General features: G+C 41.0%; 15 protein-coding genes. 4 read left to right on the top strand and 11 right to left on the bottom strand.

What is annotated here, in order from left to right; translation table 11 throughout:
* The 3 genes from G337_RS0115660 to G337_RS0115650 form a co-directional block, all read right to left on the bottom strand.
* Positions 1-272 (bottom strand): IS3 family transposase (locus tag G337_RS0115660; RefSeq protein WP_028864739.1); only part of this gene is annotated, 272 nt, incomplete at its 3' end.
* 37 nt (positions 273-309) lie between these two features.
* The gene (locus G337_RS0115655) at positions 310-954 is read right to left on the bottom strand and encodes a hypothetical protein (RefSeq protein WP_028864738.1); all 645 of its coding nucleotides are present in this window, start codon (positions 952-954) and stop codon (positions 310-312) included.
* 128 nt (positions 955-1,082) lie between these two features.
* Positions 1,083-1,790, bottom strand: a complete 708-nt coding sequence (locus G337_RS0115650; protein WP_028864737.1) for an Abi-alpha family protein — start codon at positions 1,788-1,790, stop codon at positions 1,083-1,085.
* Between the two features lie 1,261 nt (positions 1,791-3,051).
* On the opposite strand from G337_RS0115650, the gene G337_RS0115645 reads away from it, so the two are divergent.
* Positions 3,052-3,486, top strand: a complete 435-nt coding sequence (locus G337_RS0115645) for a transcriptional repressor (RefSeq protein WP_028864736.1) — start codon at positions 3,052-3,054, stop codon at positions 3,484-3,486.
* Positions 3,487-3,588: 102 nt separating this feature from the next.
* Positions 3,589-4,053, top strand: coding sequence for a chemotaxis protein CheX (locus G337_RS0115640; protein WP_028864735.1), 465 nt, complete (start codon positions 3,589-3,591; stop codon positions 4,051-4,053).
* Positions 4,054-4,310: 257 nt separating this feature from the next.
* Here G337_RS0115640 and polA read toward each other — a convergent pair whose 3' ends face one another.
* From polA to trxA, 7 genes are all read right to left on the bottom strand, one after another.
* Entirely contained in the window at positions 4,311-7,115 is a 2,805-nt protein-coding gene (gene polA, locus G337_RS0115635; RefSeq protein ID WP_028864734.1) for a DNA polymerase I, read from the bottom strand.
* Between the two features lie 312 nt (positions 7,116-7,427).
* Positions 7,428-8,537, bottom strand: a complete 1,110-nt coding sequence (locus tag G337_RS0115630; RefSeq protein WP_028864733.1) for a 1-acyl-sn-glycerol-3-phosphate acyltransferase — start codon at positions 8,535-8,537, stop codon at positions 7,428-7,430.
* 90 nt (positions 8,538-8,627) lie between these two features.
* Positions 8,628-9,839 carry an HDOD domain-containing protein gene (locus tag G337_RS0115625; protein ID WP_028864732.1) on the bottom strand — a complete coding sequence of 404 codons (1,212 nt, stop codon included), beginning with the start codon at positions 9,837-9,839 and terminating at the stop codon, positions 8,628-8,630.
* 137 nt (positions 9,840-9,976) lie between these two features.
* Positions 9,977-10,672 carry an NAD(P)H-flavin reductase gene (fre, locus tag G337_RS0115620; protein WP_028864731.1) on the bottom strand — a complete coding sequence of 232 codons (696 nt, stop codon included), beginning with the start codon at positions 10,670-10,672 and terminating at the stop codon, positions 9,977-9,979.
* A 56-nt stretch (positions 10,673-10,728) separates the two neighbouring features.
* Complete coding sequence (gene ubiD, locus G337_RS0115615; RefSeq protein ID WP_028864730.1) at positions 10,729-12,198, bottom strand: 4-hydroxy-3-polyprenylbenzoate decarboxylase; 1,470 nt, start codon at positions 12,196-12,198, stop codon at positions 10,729-10,731.
* 83 nt (positions 12,199-12,281) lie between these two features.
* Entirely contained in the window at positions 12,282-13,550 is a 1,269-nt protein-coding gene (rho, locus tag G337_RS0115610; protein WP_028864729.1) for a transcription termination factor Rho, read from the bottom strand.
* 156 nt (positions 13,551-13,706) lie between these two features.
* Positions 13,707-14,033 (bottom strand): thioredoxin TrxA, encoded by a 327-nt coding sequence (gene trxA / locus G337_RS0115605; RefSeq protein WP_019617084.1) that lies wholly within the window; start codon positions 14,031-14,033, stop codon positions 13,707-13,709.
* A gap of 123 nt (positions 14,034-14,156) precedes the next feature.
* Here trxA and rhlB point away from each other — a divergent pair, with 123 nt between their 5' ends.
* Both rhlB and G337_RS0115595 read left to right on the top strand, forming a co-directional pair.
* Positions 14,157-15,413, top strand: a complete 1,257-nt coding sequence (gene rhlB / locus G337_RS0115600) for an ATP-dependent RNA helicase RhlB (RefSeq protein WP_028864728.1) — start codon at positions 14,157-14,159, stop codon at positions 15,411-15,413.
* A 1-nt stretch (position 15,414) separates the two neighbouring features.
* Complete coding sequence (locus G337_RS0115595; RefSeq protein ID WP_028864727.1) at positions 15,415-16,323, top strand: Ppx/GppA phosphatase family protein; 909 nt, start codon at positions 15,415-15,417, stop codon at positions 16,321-16,323.
* A 94-nt stretch (positions 16,324-16,417) separates the two neighbouring features.
* Here the strand turns inward: G337_RS0115595 and putP are convergent, their stop codons facing one another.
* Positions 16,418-17,914: a sodium/proline symporter PutP gene (gene putP / locus G337_RS0115590; RefSeq protein WP_028864726.1), complete on the bottom strand. Its 1,497-nt coding sequence runs from the start codon at positions 17,912-17,914 to the stop codon at positions 16,418-16,420.
* Positions 17,915-17,924: the final 10 nt, after the last annotated feature.

Genomic DNA, 17,924 nt, shown 5'->3' with positions numbered 1-17,924 from the left:
AGCACTTTGGCCAAAAAATCATTTTCCATCGTCAATTGCCCAATTTTAGCGTGCAGTTTGTCGACCTCGGCACTGTCATCTTTAGCGACTGAAGACTTCCCATCAAAAATTGAAGAGGCATTATTAAGTAACTCCTGCTTCCAGGTGGTAATTTGATTGGTGTGAAGATTAAATTGCTGTGCTAACTCAGATAAAGTTTTATCTCCCTTAGCAGCCGCTAATGCAACCTTAGCTTTAAATTCTGGTGAGTGGTTTCTACGTTTTCTAGTCATAATCTGCTCCAGCTGTGATGCTAGTTATTAAAACAGATTAATCACTTAAGATCGTGTCCGATTTTTGGGGACCATTTCTGTCACCCGCTTTATTTTTTTCTTGATTAAGGGAGTTAAGTATTTCTAAGCCATATTCACCAATTATATGCTTTAGCAACTTACTTAAATAATAAGATTCATCCTCCCCTTTGCTTTCTTCAAAATGAAGATAGTTTTTATCAATATATTTATCTGCAAGAGCTTGCTTACCTTTTTTTAAAAGAGAACATGTTTTTAAGTAGAAGCGCATTGCTTCGCTATTGAAGTTATCGTAGTTGACTCGGTGCTTAACAACGCCTTCATTTTGTTCTTTCTCGAATTCTTTTTCCATCCGTTGCATTTCTAGAACATTAGATAATGTTGCAGTAATCAAATCGCCGGCTTGTACTACTTTATGACCAACCCCAAAATCTGGGTTTAAATGTACTTGAATAGCTTCAAAGTAATCAAAATCACCTTTACTACAATTACGGACATATCGATATTCACCACCATTAAATAAGTTTTCCAAACCAAATTCGATTTCTTCTTCACATTCAGTACAAGGAAATGTGTGATATTGCCTCCCCTCACGTCCTAAAGTAACTTTAAGTAGATGCTTAGTATCACAAGTATCACAAACTATTTTTGGTGTTATTACCATATATTTCTCAATGACTGGTTAGTAAAAAAAATAAGGGGAAAGTCTTTAATCTATTTATCTAAAAACTGAAGGACTGATAATGTTTTGCTTACTCAATATCGCAAGCAACTGCGAGTAAGTTCGCATTTCTACGATGATACTGCTTTAAGAAAGGCGTCACCTGAACGTGTTCTGTACAAAATGGCAGTACCTTCTGGATACTTTTCTTTGCCTGGAGATAACAAACCGATGAACTGAAATTCATTTAATAAAATACATGAATAATCCCAGTTATTTAATTCAGTATTATCTCCATTTCGGAGCCAATAAGTAAAGTGATCTACATCGTAAGAGATGTACCCACCGCAGTGCACGGTTATTTCAGCTTTTGGCTTTAAGGAAACTAATAGAGAAGCCTCTCTAGGACTGAAGTGCGATAGTATTTCTACGAAGTGGGGGTGAAATGCATCGTCGACTAACTGTTCAGCAAGTAAATTTTCCCACATTTCATGTAAAAGTGGATCAGTTTCTTTAGATGCCTCATCGAGTGTTTTAACAAAACTTTTATGGTGTATCGGAGGAGATATAGATTGCCCTAAAGCAACTGCTTTAATTTGAGCTTTAATTACAGCGTTATCCAATGTATATGTAGCAACTGCTTTCTCAACATCAATCATGTTATCAAACTTTTGCTTTATGTATCTCCCTAAACCATTGGTGGTTTCAGTTATTGGTGCAACAAGTTTATTGAATGTGGTTAGGACAGTAGTAGCCGTCTGAGTATAAACCTCTGCCGGTATTGATTTAGCCACTTCACCTAATCCAGTAAGATCTAAACTTTTACTCTCATTAGTCATATTCCCCCCCTTATTTACGCATAACAAATTTTATATACGTCAAAGTGGCGTAATCGCCCCGTTATATCTTAATAAAGAAAACAACGCAAAGAACATATAATCCTTTATTTTATAAAGAGAAATTAGACTCCCAACAAAATATGTGCGGGATGATATACCAAATAACTAGAAATAAACATTACACACCATTACATCATCACTGAAAAACAAAATGATTGTAAAAAGGGATAGAGGGGAACGCTAAACACAACCATCACAGTATATAAATGCACTGATTTGTTAAAGGGAACTAAGTATAAAATTCACTATTTTTAAACTATGTTGAATAAGAAATGAGATTAAAAATAATGCATGGGAGAGGATTTGCTGGTATTAAGCAGCCGTCATTCAAAAGGCTGTTTATGCCTCAAGCCGAGATGGAAGATTAACTATAAGCCGAAGTGATGGAATGGGTTAAACACTGAAATAATAGATACAAAAAACAGTGCTGACGCGGTTCTCCTTAGAGTTCCCCTCGGTCCCCCTTGAGTCCCCCTTACAACAATCGGCTCCCCTATAGCCCCCCTCGGAACATCAAATGCCAGTAATAGCTTAAAAGTCCGTCCAATCCAGCATAGGTAATAATAAAATTGCGAGAGGCAAGTATTTACTTATAGAAAAATAGATATGTCTGAATCAGTAACACAGGTAATTGAAGTGATAGCTAGCTAGTTCGCCTCGGTACGCCTTTAGCCTTAAACCTTAGGTATAAAAAATGACGGTACGCCTATAGTACGCCCAAATGCCGATAAAGCCTTGCACAGCCTAAAAGTCAGTCCAATCCAGCATCGGTGCTATGGAAAAGCGGTTTGATGGATAAATGCGGGAATTCTCTTGATTTGTCATTGATTATGCTCACTTTTCTATATAGCTGTTCTGAACTGCACTTAATAATGCCCTGCAGGCCCCTGAAAAGAGCCGGGTCACTGCTTTATTTTCTACCGGACTAACCTGTCAGTCATTAGAAATTTAAAATACCGATAGAAGGCAAAATAAAGCAGGTAATCATACACAGAGAGCCCCGCACATTCAAAAGAAAGAAACAGCTGGTTTTCGCCTTTTATTTTACCCTGCAAAGGTCAAACCAGCGTCTATACCCGTTATCATTCAAGATGCAAAAATCAGAGGCGGGCATTGATTCATTTATTCTGTGTAATCTCCTTGCTGTGGTAGCATAGGCCTTTAATTTGCAGTGCTAACCTTCAACCATGAGTTTCTATACATGCCTAAACCTTTATTAGAACGTGCCGTCGCTCTTTGTAAACAGAAAAACATTCGTTTTACTCCGATACGACAGCGTGTATTTCAGCTTATGACAGAACAGACTGGCGCAGTAAGCGCGTATGATTTACTTGAGCAGTTAAAAAAACACGAGACAAACGCCAAACCCCCTACTATCTACCGTGCCTTAGATTTTTTATTAGAAAATCATTTTATCCACCGCATTGAGTCATTAAATGCTTATATTATGTGTGAACATTTCGGCTGCGCACATCCGATGCAGTTATTAATTTGTGACAGCTGCAGACAAATTATTGAGTTAAGCGATCCTGTGATAGATGACGCATTTTCGGCGCAAGCCAAACAATCGGGCTTCCAAATCACTAATAAAGTATTAGAAGCCCATGGTATTTGTTATAACTGTCTCTATAATTAATCATTTATACCCCTAGCATTTGTAAATAGATAATTACACTTTACAGATGATGCTGGTATGCTTAAATGGATCTTTCGACTAATAAATACAAGTGTATAAACTATGAATGCAGAATTTGTAAATCCTTTTTTATCTTCTTTTATCAATGTGCTGCAGACGATGGCGCAAATAGAAATAAAACCAGGAAAGCCTTGCCTTAAAAAAGACGCGATTGCGCGCGGAGATGTATCAGGTTTAATCGGTATGGTCGGGCCCACTGCTAAAGGGTCTTTTTCAATTAGTTTTGAAAAAAAATTAGCGCTAAATGTTTTTCAGCTGATGGTCGGTGAAAGTGTTGACAGTATCTCTGATGATATTACCGATATGCTTGGTGAAATAACCAATATGGTTGCCGGAGGTGCAAAACGTCAACTTGGAGAAAAGGGCTATGAATTCAGTATGGCGACTCCAGTTGTTGTAACTGGCGAAAACCATGCGATTAAGCACCAGGTTGACGGTGCCAAAGTATTAATGCCGTTTACCTCTGAACATGGTAACGCATTTATTGAAATATGCTTTAACCAGTAATTCCCCCTCTTTCCTTAAACCTCCCCTAAAACGGAGGTTTTTTTATGCCTGCAGAAAAGCACTAAAAAAAGGGCAAAAAAAACCCTCTTGACAAAATATATTGTCAAGAGGGAAAACTAAGGAAGAAACTATGAACTTAAATTGTTCATGTATTAGTCCGCAACTTATATAAAAAGTTCATTGCCATTGAAATAAATTTAAATTATTTTATTTCAATGTAAAAAGCACAATAAAAACAGTTATATAATAAATTTAAATTAATGCGCTTCATCCCAGTTATCACCCGTTCCTGCATCCGCGATAAGAGGAACGTCTAAGTCAGCAGCTTTTGCCATAATAGCCTGGATCTCTTTAGTATACTGCTCGACAAACTCCTCTTTAATGCTGAAGATTAATTCATCGTGCACCTGCATTAATAACTGTACACTTCCAGCCTGCTGCTCTTTTACCCAGCCCGCCATATCAATCATCGCTTTTTTAATAATATCAGCAGCCGTTCCCTGCATAGGCGCATTAATAGCAGCTCGTTCCGCGGCCTTTTTAAGCATGCCGTTTCGCGATTTAATATTAGGAAGCTGCAGGCGGCGGCCTAAAATTGTCTCAACATAGCCTTTTTCATTCGCTAATGAACGCGTATCTTCCATATAAGTAAGCACACCAGGATAACGGTTAAAGTATCTGTCCATATACTGCTGCGCTTCCTGGCGACCGATATTAAGTTGCTTAGCTAAACCAAAGGCGCTCATGCCGTAAATAAGGCCAAAGTTAATCGCCTTCGCGCTGCGGCGCTGCTCAGTTGTGACCTCATCAAGTGCAACGGAAAAGACTTCCGACGCAGTTGCTTTGTGGATATCTTTGCCGCTTGAAAAGGCTTCCAGTAAACCTTTGTCTTGAGAAAGATGCGCCATAATACGCAGTTCAATCTGACTGTAATCGGCGGCAACAATTTTATAACCCGGCTGTGCGATAAAAGCCTGACGAATACGACGACCTTCTGCACTTCGAATTGGAATATTCTGCAGATTCGGATCGCTCGAAGATAATCGACCAGTAACGGTTACGGCCTGGTGGTAAGAGGTATGTACCCGCCTGGTTTTATCATTAACCATAAGCGGCAGTTTGTCCGTATAAGTTGATTTTAGTTTACTTAAACCACGGTGTTCAATAATCAGCTTTGGAAGCGGATAAGTTAACGCTAACTCCTGCAGTACTTCTTCGGCAGTTGAAGGCGCACCTTTTGGTGTTTTCTTTAAAACCGGCAGATTAAGCTCTTCAAATAAAATCGTCTGCAGCTGTTTCGGCGAACTTAAGTTAAACGGTTTTCCCGCCTCTGCGTAAGCTGCTTCTTCAAGCTCTAATAAACGCTTAGCAATCTCATTGCTCTGCTGAGTTAATAAAGCACTGTCAATTTCAACTCCGCCGCGTTCAATATCAGAAAGCACGGTTAATAGGGGCAGCTCAATATCATTAAACACCTTTGCTAACGACTCACTGGCCTGTAGACGCTCAAACAATTCAAGGTGTAAACGCAGGGTGACATCTGCATCTTCGGCGGCATAAGGCGCAGCCTCTTTAATGGTAATCTGGTTAAAGGTCAGCTGCTTTTTACCTTTGCCGGCAATCTCTTCAAAAGAGATACATTTATGGCCAAGATACTTAAGCGCCAGGGTATCCATATCGTGTTTACCCGTACTATCTACCACATAGGACTCCAGCATGGTATCAAACTGAATACCCTGCAGCTCAATGCCGTGGTTTAATAAAACACTGCGGTCATATTTTAAGTTCTGACCGACTTTATTAAATTCAGATGATTCTAATAACGGCCTTAATTTATCTAAAGTATCTGTTAAATCCAGCTGCTTAGGCGCATCAATATAATCATGAGCCAACGGCAGATACGCAGCTTCGATAAGCGGTTCGCCTTCACTGCCGGCATTAGTCTGCACAGCAAAAGATAAACCGACAATTTCAGCCTGCATATAATCTAAACTGGTTGTTTCCGTATCAAAGGCAAATAATTCAGCGTTTTCTAGTTTAGTAATCCACTGGCTTAGCTGACCAGGCGTATAAATAGTTTTATAGGCACTGCGGTCAACAACAGCAGAGCTTAGCGGTGTTTCACCAGCAGTTGAAACATTGCTAGCAGCGGCTGAAGACTGCGGGCTGATCATTTTACCACCGTCCAGCAGAGCAGATAACCAGCGTTTAAATTCAAGCTTGCCGAACAGCTGCACCAGAGCATCCGTATCCTGCTCTTTATGAATAAAATCGCCATAACCTTCATCAAGCTCGACATCAGTTTTAATGGTTGCCAGCTGATAAGAAAGGCGAGCCGTCTCTTCATTATCCTGCATTTTTTTGGCCATACCTTTACTGCCGCGAAAACCAAGCGGAGCTAGTTTTTCAAGATTCTGATAGATATCCTCAAGCGAACCTATGCCCTGCAGCATAGCTAATGCAGTTTTTTCTCCAACTCCAGGTACGCCGGGAATATTATCGACTTTATCCCCCATCAGTCCCAGGTAATCGATGATCAGCTCAGGCGGAATACCGAATTTATCATTCACCCCCTGCACATCTAAAACAGTGTCCGTCATGGTATTAATCAACAGAGTATTATCATCCACCAGCTGCGCCATATCTTTATCGCCGGTGCTGATTAAAGTTGCGATACCCTGCGCGCTTGCCTGACGAGCAAGCGTACCGATAACATCATCGGCTTCTACGCCGGGTACAATCAGAATAGGTAAGCCCATCGCTTTAATCACCTCATGCAGAGGTTCTATCTGGCAGCGCAGATCATCAGGCATGCTTGGACGGTTGGCTTTGTAATCAGAATACATATCATCACGAAAAGTTTTACCTTTTGCGTCAAACACCACCACGATATGAGTCGGATTAAACTGCTTTAATAAACTCTGCAGCATATTAACCACGCCGTACACGGCACCAGTCGGTTCTCCTGCCGAGTTAGTTAAATGCGGAGGCGCATAAAAAGCCCGATATAAATAAGAAGAGCCGTCAACAAGAACAAAAGGGTTTTCTGGAATAGTCGCCATTAGATGCTGCCAATATAAGAGGAAAAAATAGGATAGAGATTATACCGATTAACATACCAATAACAGATTATTTTTTAAAATTAGAGGTTAATTATCGGGCGGTAAATGTAAGTGTTCGTTCACTTTCAATACAGAAAAGGTTGTGGATAACTCTGTTAATTGTTTTTAACAAAAGTTGAGCTGTAACAATAAAATTAATTTACACCTTGATTTTCAATTAGATAGGGTAGAAATATGACATAAAAATGCACATCATCAATAAACCGCAATGTGCATAACAAAACTTAATATGTCTTAATTTTAAGCGCTATATCAGCTGATATGATTATTAACCGGATTGGAATACATTTTTAATACGGTTTCCTGCAGCTCAGGTTTAATCGTCTGCAGACGCTGCGCAAATGCTTCTTTATGTCCGTCCGTTATCGTTTCAGAGCAATGCTCTGCCGCAATTAAATTTGACGGGTGCAGGTGGTAATTTTGATAAATCTGTTTATCAATTTCTAAAGCAACGGCTTCAGCATCATCAAACTCATCTTCCAGAGCCTTACCGAAGGCAACATGAACATGACCTTTCTGACCGATAATACCGCTGACAATACTTTCGATATCTTCATATTTTGATTTTTTATATTCACCTAATTCGGCTTTATCATACAGTTCCTGCGCTTTCTGCTTGTCACAGGGATCAAATTCGTATGAAACGGCAACAGGCACAATATTTAACTGGCGGATATAGTCGGAAAAAGCGATTTTCTTCTTTTTACCGTTAACATAAAACATCTTTACAATAGCCGGCTCTGTTTTATCAAAACCGTCTTTTGCCCGCCCCTCTTTCTGGGCGATCCAGATACTGCTTTCTTCCTGCAGCGAACTGAAAATATAATCAGACAGATGGCTTAACGCCTTCATCATCTCACGCACGCCGGATATTGAGCGTTTAACAATAAAACTTTTATTCATACGCATTAAATCTGAAACAAAAGGTTTGCTCAGCAGATTATCACCAATGGCAATACGTACAGTTTTAAAGTTTTCTGAAAACAGCGCCCAGTTAACAAAGGCTGGATCCATGGCAATATCACGATGGTTGGAAACAAACAGATAATTTTGTGTCGGATCTAAATTTTCCAGACCGGAATAGCTGAACTTCGTGGTTGTCGAGGCAATCATATGCTCCATATAACCGCCGACAACCTGCTGCATATCATCAATACTATTAATATTGCCCCATTTATATAAAAAATAACGGCGCAGCAGCGGTTTTAATAAAAAACCAGCAAATTTGGCAATTTTAGAGAAACGGAAACTAATAATCGCATCCATAAATTCGTCGCTGTTAATAACACGCTGAATCGCCGGCTGGATTTCATCGTCGTTATAAGGTCGAATATCACTGAATTTATCTTCTGCGTTAGCCATTTTTTTACTCTCTATAAAATTGAAGGCGCATTTTACCTGCTTTTAAAAGCGACAGCGAGTTTAATTGAGAAATATGCGAGAAGTTTGATTTTAAGACCAGGTTGGTTTGAAGCGAAACAGCTCCTGACGTAATAGGTTTTTAAAGACATCCTGTTCAATATATGAATCCGCTAAATAATCATCCTGCCACTCAGGTTTAAACAAACGCGATGAACGAAGCTGATCGTATTTTGCAAAACGCACCGCTTTAAATAATATTTTTCCTACCGTGGTACGCTCTTCATAAGCAAGCCCTTCGACCTCTTCTTTTAAGGCATTAACCAGATGCGGGAAGCTTTTCTGAAATAGTTTTTCCGACAGTGCCAGGCTTAACTTTAAATCCGCCTGAGAAACTAACAGCGCCTGCAGGGATGCAGAGTCAGTTTTAATATCATAAAAAAAATCATGACGATTTTTCTCACCCTTCTCTCGCGCCTGATCCAGGCAGGCTGTTCTTACCACTTCAAATGAACTCAGGTACTGCTGATAGCTGGCAACATAGGCAAAATTAACCATTGCCGACAGCAGCATACCTTCGTAGGGACGGCGGTAATTAATGTCGTGCATTAAAGCAGTACAGGTCTGCCCTAATGTCATTTCATAACGCCAAAGTTTTTTGGCAAACAGTGTATTGTGGTGACTATAAGCATTGATGCGGTATTTAAATAAAATCGCCGGCACTAAAAAGCGTAAAACATCGGTACCAATCATACCGATTGCCGTTTGAATATCGCGTACATTTCGGGGATCTCGGCCCAGCGCTTTCATAAAATCTTCACTGCTCACCAGTGAGAGCAGGCGGTTGCGCGTACCGGGATTTAACTCCAGCAGAGAAGCCAGGACCGAATAACGAGGCTCACCGGCTAACAGCTTTTTCAGTAACTCAACCGTATTTTCACGAAGCTGCAGCTGGTCAGAAATAACACTTTCACTATTTTCCAGCTTGTCATTCACCACTTTTAGCAGCGACTGTTGAAAGTACCGCATCAGCAGTGCATTACGTTTATCTTTCAATCGTTTATCCGCTTCAACACGCTTAACGCGGTCTTTTTCTACCTCTAATAAGATACGCTGGTTCCAGCCGCTTTTCTCTTCAGCTGCAGGCAGTCCGAGCTCTTTATCATCCTGCTCAGCTTCCGATAAACCGTCGTTATATTCTTCTTCTTTATAAATTTTATTTTTGCCCACAATAAAACGCAGGAACAATTGATCAATTGATTCAATAATAGAAGGTTCAGATGAGGCGATGGTTTTGCTTGTCATAGACGTTTAGTAACTTCCAGCAATAAGGCAGATAACTTATTATATTTTATTGATAATAACTATAATACTTAATTAAGAAAAAGAGATGAAAAATCGCCAACTAGGTGACCTTCATCTCCTGTTTTTTAGCAGAGTGTTTAGACAAATGCAAATGCATCGCCAAAGATCCGCTCGACTATTGCTCCTTGTTTAAGGAAATCTTCACGGGCAATTTTCGCCATTTCAAAACGGCCTACCACATAGATATCAAAAGCACTCAAATCCGAAAACTCATCTAATACAGCCTGATGAACATAACCCTGATGCCCCTGCCATTCAGCTTCCGGAAGCTCAATAACGGGGTGAAAATGAATATTGCTGTGCTTTTCAGCCCAGGCAGATGCTTCATTTTCAAAGTAAAAATGAGCGTACTCTTTTACTCCCCAGTATAAGTAAACCGGGTTTTCTAAATTGAGGTGGACTATCTGCTCAAGCAGAGATTTTACATATGAAAAACCCGTACCGCCGGCCATTAAAATAATCGGGCGGGACGAGTCTTCACGTAAATAAGCATCACCATTACCGATTTCAACTTCAACCTGACCTTCACTGCGCATTTTTTCAATCACCTGCATCGCATAACTATTTTCAGGTGTTGCGCCGATATGCAGTTCAATTTCATTTGTAACCGGTGCATTAGCAATTGAAAAATGACGCTTGTCACCTTCTGCCATTACCACTGAAACATACTGTCCCGCTTTATAGGCTACATCCTTAGTCGGGCTTAAAAAAATACGGTACAAAAAGTCATTGAGCTTTTCAATCGAGCTGATCTTACAAGTAACAGGCTGCATAAATTCTCTTTAAAGTGACGGTTAAAATAATTTAACAAAACGATAACATTCTTTGATTATGACAGGATATCTAATTCCTGCCAAAGATCATCAATTTTATCTTTCACTTGTTTATCCATCACAATCGGCAGACCCCATTCCCGATCTGTTTCACCACTCCATTTGTTAGTTGCATCCAGGCCCATTTTTGAACCAAGCCCGGATACCGGAGAAGCAAAGTCTAAATAATCGATAGGCGTGTTTTCAATCATGGTTGTATCACGAGCAGGATCCATGCGTGTAGTAATCGCCCACATCACATCATTCCAGTCGCGCACATTAACATCATCATCGCAGACAATAATAAACTTGGTATACATAAACTGGCGTAAAAAAGACCAGATGCCTAACATTACCCGCTTCGCATGTCCCGGATAACGTTTTTTAATCGACACAACCGCCATGCGGTACGAACAGCCCTCAGGCGGCAGATAAAAGTCGATGATTTCCGGAAACTGTTTCTGCAGAATAGGCACAAATACTTCATTTAAAGCAACGCCTAGTACAGCCGGCTCATCAGGCGGGCGCCCTGTATAGGTACTGTGATAAATAGGATTTTCACGATGGGTCACATGCGTCACTGTCATCACCTGAAAATCATCTACTTCATTATAATAACCGGTATGATCACCATAGGGACCTTCCGGCGCCTCTTCTCCAGGCTGCAGATAACCTTCTAAGATAATTTCAGCCGAAGCAGGTACATCAAGATTATTACTGATGCTTTTAGCGACTTTTGTACGCGAACCTCTTAATAAACCGGCAAATGCATATTCGGACAAGGTATCTGGAATCGGTGTTACTGCACCTAAAATAGTGGCGGGATCTGCCCCTAATGCAACGGACACTGGAAAAGGCTCCCCCGGATTCGCTTCCTGCCACTCACGATAATCAATGGCGCCGCCGCGGTGTGACAACCAGCGCATGATAATTTTATTTTTTCCCAGCAGCTGCTGACGATAAATACCTAAGTTCTGGCGTTTTTTATAGGGCCCCTGGGTAATAGTTAACCCCCAGGTAATTAAAGGTGCGGCATCGCCTGGCCAGCAGGTCATCACCGGCAGTTTGGTTAAATCAACGTCATCTCCCTGCATTATCACCTGCTGACACTGCGGTGAGCGGACTTTTTTAGTGGGCATATTTAAAACCTGTTTAAATATCGGTAATTTTTCCCACATGGACTTAATACCTTTCGGCGGTTCCGGTTCTTTTAAATAAGCTAACCACTGTCCGACCTCTTTTAATGCTTCAACATTATCTTTACCCATGGCAAGCGCAACACGCTGAGTTGTACCAAACAAATTTGTTAATACCGGCGTGTCATAACCTTTCGGGTTTTCAAATAACAGAGCAGGACCGCCGGCACGCAGTGTGCGGTCGGAAATTTCAGTCATTTCTAAGTTCGGATCTATTTCCTGAGTGATACGTTTCAGTAAACCTTTCTCTTCGAGCTGCTCAATAAAATCACGTAAATCATCAAATTTCATAGTGGGATCCACTTAATACGGAAAATTAGTTAAAAAAAAACGCTGCCCAAAGCAGCGTTTTTTGTTAATAAAAGCAAAGCTGATTATTTTGCTTTTTGATTTTTCATTGCAGTAAAGAACTCATCATTGGTTTTGCTTAAACCAAGCTTATCAATCATAAATTCAGCAGAGCCTATCTCACCCATAGGGTGAACAATCTTACGCAGGATCCACATACGCTGCAGTTCATCTGCTTTAGTTAACAGTTCTTCACGACGTGTACCTGAACGAGTAATATCAATTGCCGGGTAAACTCGTTTTTCAGCAAGCTTACGATTCAGGTGAATTTCAGAGTTACCTGTACCTTTAAACTCTTCGTAGATAACCTCATCCATTTTAGAGCCGGTATCAATCAGCGCAGTTGCCAGAATAGTTAAGCTGCCGCCCTCTTCAACATTACGCGCGGCACCGAAGAAGCGCTTCGGACGATGTAAAGCATTCGCATCAACACCACCGGTTAATACTTTACCTGAACTTGGGATAACCGTGTTGTAGGCACGTGCCAGACGAGTAATCGAATCCAGCAGAATAACCACGTCTTTTTTATGTTCAACTAGACGTTTGGCTTTCTCAATAACCATTTCCGCAACTTGTACATGGCGGCTTGCCGGCTCATCAAATGTTGAAGCAACCACTTCACCACGAACCAGACGGCGCATTTCTGTTACTTCTTCCGGACGCTCATCAATCAGTAAAACTAGAAGCACTGCATCAGGATAGTTAAGGCTTAAACTCTGCGCAATATTCTGCAGCAGCATTGTTTTACCGGCTTTCGGCGGTGCAACAATCAGTCCACGCTGCCCTTTACCAATAGGAGAAACCAGATCCAGAATACGTGCGGTAATATCTTCCGTACTGCCGTTACCATTTTCTAAACGGAAACGTTCATCCGGGTGAATCGGGGTTAGATTTTCAAAAAGAATTTTATTACGTGAATTTTCCGGCTTATTAAAATTAACCTGGTTAATTTTTAACAGTGCAAAATAACGCTCACCGTCTTTAGGCGGGCGGATTTTACCTTCAACGCTGTCACCGGTACGCAGATTGAAACGACGAATCTGGCTTGGCGATATATAAATATCATCGGGACCGGCAAGGTATGAACTGTCAGAGCTTCGTAAAAACCCAAATCCATCCTGCAGTATTTCCAATACACCGGCACCAAAAATATCTTCACCGCTTTTAGCATGCGCTTTTAAAATGGCAAAAATAATATCTTGTTTTCTTAAACGAGCTAAGTTTTCTAGCCCCATTGACTCACCAAGTTTGACTAGCTTAGAAACTGGCGTATTTTTTAATTCGGTTAAATTCATAATTTATATAGGTATACAGAATTGAAGTGAGTGGAAGTAAGGTGAATGTGAGAATTAATCAGCTCATAATTTGAGCATAAAGGTAGCATTTAATTTAACTTTAGTCCAGATTGGACTTGTTGCAGATCACAACTTATCCAATCTGTTCTGATGTTTTTAGATATTTGCATCTAAAAATTCAACCAGCTGCGTTTTAGAAAGCGCGCCGACTTTAGTTGCAGCAACTTTTCCGTCTTTAAATAACAACAAGGTTGGAATACCGCGAATACCAAATTTTGGCGGTGTGCCGCTGTTTTGGTCAATATTTAATTTACCGATTGTAACTTTGCCTGCGTATTCAGCAGCAACTTCAGCAAGGATTGGAGCAATCATTTTACAAGGACCACACCATTCAGCCCAAAAATCGACTAAAACAGGACCTTCTGCATTAACTACGTCTTCATCAAAACTTGCATCACTTAAAGTTACGATATTATCGCTCATTTTTCTCTCCAGAAAGAATTGGCAGTAAAAAGATACTATAACACGAAATATAGTAAAAATTAATTTTAGATATTTGAATCGATCTCAATACTTATTGCAAGTATAAAATGCTATGATTTATAAATGAATAAAACACATCTAACTCAAACAAAATTTGCAGACCTTCCTCTTGAGAAAAGTCTAATTTCAGGTTTAACATCGAAAGGTTTTGAATATTGCACACCTATTCAAGCTTTGTCTCTGCCTATCACCCTAAAAGGGAAGGATATTGCAGGACAGGCTCAGACAGGTACCGGTAAAACACTTGCTTTTTTACCCGCTGTATTCCATCACCTTCTCGTTACTGCGCAGCCTGAAAATCGCCGTAAGAATCAACCTCGGGCTATTATCTTAGCGCCGACACGTGAGCTTGCAATCCAAATCCATAAAGATGCTGTATCACTCGCTAACATGTCTAACTTACGCCTAGGTTTAGCATATGGGGGCGAGAAAGTTGAAATTCAACACGCTAAGTTAGAAAAAGGTGTTGATATTCTAATTGGTACAACGGGGCGCATCATTGATTTCGTTAAACAAGGTGTTATTGACCTTGGTTCGATACAGAGTGTTGTGCTTGATGAAGCCGATCGTATGTTTGATCTTGGCTTTATAAAAGACATTCGTTATCTGTTCCGACGCATGCCGGAAGCCGGCAGCCGTCTTAATATGTTATTTTCAGCAACCCTGTCGCATAAAGTGCAGGAACTTGCTTTTGAACATATGAATGATCCTGAACATATCCAGATAGAACCTGAAGTGATGACTTCAGCCAATATCACTGAAGAGCTTTTTTACCCTTCAAATGAAGACAAAATGCTTCTTTTATTAACTTTGATGGAAGACGAGTGGCCTGAAAAAGCCATTGTATTTGCTAATACTAAGCATACCTGTGAAAGAGTATGGGGTTATTTAGCGGGTGACGGTTTACGTGCAGGTCTATTGACCGGTGATGTGCCGCAGAATAAACGCCTTAAAATATTAGAGCAGTTCACTAAAGGCCAGGTTGATATTCTGGTTGCAACGGATGTGGCCGCTCGTGGTCTGCATATCCCTAAAGTATCACATGTATTTAACTTTGATCTGCCTGATGACTGTGAAGATTACGTTCACCGTATCGGACGTACCGGCCGTGCTGGAGAAAAAGGCTTAGCAATCAGTTTAGCCTGTGAAAAATACGTATTTAACTTACCGGCAATTGAAGAATATATTAAACATTCTATTCCAGTAAGTGAATATGATAAGGACGCTCTGCTTGATTCATTACCTGTAATGAAAGTAACCAAGTACAAAGCACATCCGAATAACCGTAAAGACAATTATCATAGAAGTCATAAACGCTAAGATGATCAAAGAAAACCGCTATACCATTATCGACCTTGGTTCCAATAGTTTCCATATGCTGACGGTGACCAGGCAGGATAATGGTTTTAGTGTCTACTCTAAAAGTAAACAGAAAGTCCGTCTCGCTTCCGGGTTAGATCACAACCATAATTTAACCCAGCAGACCATGGACAGCGGCTGGGCTTGTCTGCAGCAGTTTAGAGATGAATTAAATCAGTTAAGCCCCTGTAAAATTCTTATTACAGCAACAGCCGCCCTGCGTATGGCTAACAACAAGCAAACCTTTATTGACCGGGCTGAGATAATTCTGCAGCACCCTGTTAAGCTTATTTCAGGAATAGAAGAAGCTAAAACCATTTACCGCGGTGTTGCTTTTACTGGCCATATTATGGAGCAGATGCTGGTTATCGATATCGGCGGTGCCAGTACTGAACTTATCATCGGCAAAGGCCATGATGTTTTACTGGCAACAAGCCTAAATATGGGCTGCGTGACCTGGTTAAATAATCACTTTGCAGATAACAAACTTAATCAGCATAATTTTAGTACAGCAGTTAATGCAGCTAAACAGGTTATCCAGCCGCAGATAGAAGGTTATCAGGAACAGGGCTGGTCGGTGACCATGGGCGCATCAGGCACCATTCAGGCAGTCCACGAAATAAACAGCAGCCAGAAACTGACCGAACAGCTGTCTCTTGAATTATTAAAACAGATTAAAGAGCAGTGTATTCTTTGTCAGGATATAAGTTCGCTGCAGCTTGACGGTTTAAAACCATCAAGAATCCCCGTATTTGCAAGCGGACTGTCAATACTGATTGCTTTATTTGAATGCCTGGATATCAAGACAATGCACCGCTCACAAGGCGCATTAAGAGAAGGTCTGATCAGCATACTATTCGAAGGCAGATAACCAGGTTATTCCCGTATTTTCCCCTCAGTAAAATAAAAAAGCCGCTCTGCTTAACAAACGGCTTTTAGTTTAATATTTATTATCTGAACAGATATTAATCCAGCTCCTCAAGATTTTTCTGATACTTATCAAACTGATCCGTTACCGCTTTATGCGGCTCTGCAGTTGCTAAGCTGGTAATTACAATCGCGACTGCCGCAAAAATAATACCGGGTACAATTTCGTACAGATCGTAAATACCGCCAGATAACTGCTTCCAGATTACAATTGTCACTCCGCCGACAATAATTCCCGCTAAGGCACCATTACGGTTCATACGTTTCCAGTACAAGCTGATAATTAATGCCGGGCCAAATGCGGCGCCAAATCCGGCCCATGCATAGGAAACTAAACCTAATACCGAGCTGTCCGGATCCATGGCTAAAAAGAGTGCCAGCAATGATAAAGCAACAACACCGAGACGACCAACCAGTACAATTTCAGAAGAGGAAGCAGCTGGTTTAATTAACTGTTTATAAAAATCCTCAGCTAATGCAGATGAAGAAACCAGTAATTGTGAATCTGCTGTACTCATAATCGCGGCTAAGATAGCAGCTAATAGAATACCGGCAATAACAGGGTGGAAAATGGCATCAACCAGAAGCATAAATATTTTTTCACCGTCATCCAGACCACCGCTTAACTCACTGTTTACATATAACAGCCCCACTAAACCAACCAGCACAGCACCTGCCATAGACAGTGCAGTCCATGCAACAGCAATACGCCGGGCAGTGGTTAAATCAGCATTACTGCGGGTTGCTTTAAAGCGCGCTAAAATATGCGGCTGTCCGAAATACCCCAGGCCCCAGGCGGCTAAGGAAATAATAGCAATCGCCGATAACGGTTTTCCGTCAATACCGTTCCAGATGTTCAGAAGCTCTGGGTTAAGAGTATGTAAATCAGAACTTAGCTGACCGAAGCTGCCGTCCATCGCAGCAACCGGTACAATAAGCAGAGCAGCCGACATTAATAAGCCCTGCACTAAATCTGTCCAGGATACCGCCAGAAAACCGCCAAACAGGGTATATGAAACCACACAGGCCGTGCCGACAATCACTGCAATGGTATAATCTAGACCAAAAACTGTTTCAAACAGTTTTCCGCCGGCAACTAAGCCAGAGCTGGTATAAAAAAGAAAAAACATCAGGATAAAAAATGCGGCAATCGTCTGAACCAGCTTAGATTTGTCATCAAAGCGGCGCGCTAAAAACTCCGGCAGTGTTAACGCATCATTCGCCGTAATACTGTAGGTGCGCAGACGTTTAGCACATATTAACCAGTTCAACCATGTGCCGACAAGCAGGCCTCCAGCCAGCCATAAAGACTCTAGCCCGGCAGCATAAGCATAACCCGGTAAGCCGAGAAGCAGCCAGCCGCTCATATCCGATGCACCAGCAGACAGAGCAGCAGGCCAGGGGCCAAGACGCCGTCCGCCTAGAAAGTAATCCGACGCATTTGCCGTTCGTCTGTAAGCATATAAACCTATTGCCAGCATAACTATCAGATAAACGATAAATGTGGCTATTGTTGTTAAACTATTTTCTACCATAAATTCCTCT

The sequence above is a fragment of the Psychromonas aquimarina ATCC BAA-1526 genome, from assembly GCF_000428725.1.
GTDB lineage: Bacteria > Pseudomonadota > Gammaproteobacteria > Enterobacterales > Psychromonadaceae > Psychromonas > Psychromonas aquimarina.
This window is presented reverse-complemented; position numbering and strand designations above follow the sequence as displayed.